The organism is Deltaproteobacteria bacterium, from assembly GCA_011773515.1.
In the GTDB taxonomy this organism is placed as follows: Bacteria; Desulfobacterota; Deferrimicrobia; order J040; family J040; genus WVXK01.
On the sequence record WVXK01000100.1, the window covers coordinates 5,017 to 5,902 of the forward strand.

Here is an 886-nt window from a genome sequence, read left to right on the forward strand (position 1 = left end):
TCTTAGATATGCGGGCAAAGAATTATGTTTCAATTATAGCGCAAAGAATCTGAAAGATCGGAAATGTTGTGAAATATCCTGTCTCGATAGATGAAAGAAAAAAGCCCCCGATTCGGCCCCCGCTCTACTGAACCAGCGTGATCAGGTTCTCCACGAGATGGTTTTCAAAGTAGCTGCCTTCAGATTCCCGCAGGAGCTTTACCGCCTCTTCCGCGGACTTTGCATCCCTGAACGGCCGGGGGGAAGTTACCGAGGCAAAAAACTCCGCTATTGCGAGCACGGCTGCCTGTATGGGTATCTCATTGGCTTTGAGCCCGAAGGGATACCCGCTTCCATCGGCTCTCTCGTGGTGATACAGAACGATACTGCGTATATCGTCAAACTCAGGGACGCTTTCGAGCATTTTCCACCCGATGTAAGGGTGTTTCCTCACAAAGTGCTTTTCGCTCTCTTCCAGGGTCTCCTTCTTGTTCATTATCAGCGAGGGAACGCATATCATGCCGACGTCATGTACCAGCCCCGCGGTTCGAAGCTGTTCGATCTGTTTCGCATCAAGACCGATCTTCTTCCCAAGTTCGACACAGAGACTTGCGACCTCACTGGAGTGATTTCTGAAGAAGGGATATTTCACTTCGAAGGCCTTGGACATGGCGGAAACCGATATCTCGCCGAAGGACCTGAGGCTCCTTTTGAACTGCAGGCCTCCCTCCAGGACATGGGCAACGCTGGAGACCATGGGGTCGATTTTTTCGATGTCCTCCTCGCTGAATTTCCCTCCCCCTCTCTTGTTGGAAAAGCTCAGAACCCCGATAACATCGCCGTTGCTCTTCAATGGAATGGATATGAATGAATCATTGTAAAAACCCTCTTTCTTGAGGTATTCCCC

General features: G+C 50.2%; 1 protein-coding gene. It reads right to left on the reverse strand.

Features of this window, described 5'->3' with window-relative positions; all coding sequences use genetic code 11:
• Nucleotides 1–124: 124 nt before the first annotated feature.
• On the reverse strand, nt 125–886 hold a 762-nt coding region (locus tag GTN70_10920), incomplete at its 5' end, for an HD domain-containing protein (protein NIO17477.1).